Source organism: Streptomyces niveiscabiei (assembly GCF_001419795.1).
GTDB classification, from domain to species: domain Bacteria; phylum Actinomycetota; class Actinomycetes; order Streptomycetales; family Streptomycetaceae; genus Streptomyces; species Streptomyces niveiscabiei.
Window position 1 is genome coordinate 1 of record NZ_LIRL01000227.1, and the last position, 1,695, is coordinate 1,695.

At 72.2% G+C, this 1,695-nt stretch carries 3 protein-coding genes; 2 read left to right on the forward strand and 1 reads right to left on the reverse strand.

What is annotated here, in order from left to right; all coding sequences use genetic code 11:
* Nucleotides 1–400, reverse strand: a 400-nt coding sequence (locus AOK24_RS12535; protein WP_206191187.1) for an AraC family ligand binding domain-containing protein, incomplete at its 3' end; no start/stop codon positions are given.
* A 129-nt stretch (nt 401–529) separates the two neighbouring features.
* Here AOK24_RS12535 and AOK24_RS12540 point away from each other — a divergent pair.
* Nucleotides 530–1,381, forward strand: a complete 852-nt coding sequence (locus tag AOK24_RS12540; RefSeq protein ID WP_055720142.1) for an SDR family oxidoreductase — start codon at nt 530–532, stop codon at nt 1,379–1,381.
* 12 nt (nt 1,382–1,393) lie between these two features.
* Nucleotides 1,394–1,695 (forward strand): nuclear transport factor 2 family protein (locus AOK24_RS12545; protein WP_167376830.1); only part of this gene is annotated, 302 nt, incomplete at its 3' end.

Sequence of the window (1,695 nt, forward strand, 5' to 3'; positions counted from 1 at the left end):
CCCTGGTCAGGGGGGTGAGGGAGACGTCGTCGGTGGTGTGGGCGACCTGGCGGCGCCAGGGTGCCAGGAGGCTTTCCGAGCCGGGGAACGGGGGTGGGAAGGCGGGCGCGAAGCGCAGGTGCGTGCCCTTCAGCTTGCCGCGCGGGCCGAAGCGCTGGACCTGGCCGGGGCGGACCCAGAGGAGGGTGCCGGGGGCGCAGTCGTACGAGACGAAGTCGACCGTGTGCTCGCCCCGGCCCTCGGTGATCAGCGTGACGGTGTGGAAGTCGACCCGGTTGAACCGCTCCAGCACGCCTTCGGGGACGCGCCCCCGCAACTCCTCCAGCGGACCGATCTCGAACCCGGGCACGGGGCCTTCGGGGGCCATGCACTGGAGGTCGTGGATCCGCGTCTGGTCCATCTGTCCGCTCCGGATCTCTGGCTGTCACTTGCGTACCTCGTCCCGCGACCCTGCCGACCCTAGCCTTCTGGACATAGGCGGCGCGCCACCCCTTCCCCCTCTTCGACGCGATACAGCTAGGACCTCCTCATGTCCATCACCGTCACCGCGGCCACCGGAAACCTCGGCCGCCTCGTCGTCCACGCCCTGCTCGCACGGGGCGTCGCCCCCGGTGGGATCGTCGCCGCCGTGCGCGATCCGCACAAGGCCGCCGATCTCGCCGCGCTCGGCGTCGAGGTGCGGGAGGCCGACTACGGCCGGCCCGAGACCCTCGCCCGCGCCTTCGACGGGGCCGAGCGGCTGCTGATGATCTCCAGCAGCGCGGCGGGCGCGCGGATCGAGCAGCACCGGAACGTCGTCGAGGCCGCCGCCGGGGTGCCGCATCTCGTGTACACGAGCGCCGCGTACGCCGATTCCGTGCCGATCGCCATGAACGCCGAGCACGCGGCGACCGAGGAGGCGATCCGCGCCTCCGGGGTGCCCTTCACCATCCTGCGCAACAACTGGTACCTGGAGAACACGACCGGCGATCTCGGGCGGGTGCTGGCGAACGGGGTGATCCTCGGGGCGTCCGGGGAGGGGCGGCTGTCGGCGGCGTCGCGCGCGGACTACGCCGAGGCCGCCGCTGCCGTCCTCACCTCGGGGGACTACCTGGGTACGACCTGGGAGCTGGCCGGCGATCACCCCTTCACCATGGCCGAGATGGCCGCCGAGGTGTCCCGGCAGAGCGGGCGCGAGGTCGTCTACCGGGACCTTCCGCAGGACGAATACGCCGGTCTGCTCACGAAGTTCGGTGTGCCGGAGGTCTTCGCGACGATGCTCGCCGAGCGGGACGCGGCGATCTCGCGGGACGAGTTCGTCGTCGACGGCGGGGACCTGGCGCGGATCATCGGGCGGCCCACGACCACGGTCGCGGGCGCCGTCTCCGTGGCTCTCAAGTAGGGGGGTAGCACCGTGGAGAGCAACAAGGACCTCGTCGTCCGGTTCTACGACTCCCTGTTCAACAAGGGGGATCTCGGCGTCGTCGACGAGCTGGTAGCCCCCGGGTACGTCGACCACGTGCCCGGCGCCGGGGACGGGCCCGCCGCGCTGAAGGCCGCCGTCGCCGGGATCCGCGCCGCGCAGCCCGGGATGCGCGTCGAGGTCGTCCGGGCCGTCGCCGAGCAGGATCTCGTGCTGCTGCACGTCGACGCCGGGGCGTTCGCGGTCGCCGGGATCTTCCGGGTCGCGCGCGGGAAGATCGTCGAGCACTGGGA

What these genes read in the sequence shown, in the direction of transcription:
- AOK24_RS12540 (WP_055720142.1), top strand. Translation starts at nt 530, where the DNA reads ATGTCCATCACCGTCACCGCGGCCACCGGAAACCTCGGCCGCCTCGTC.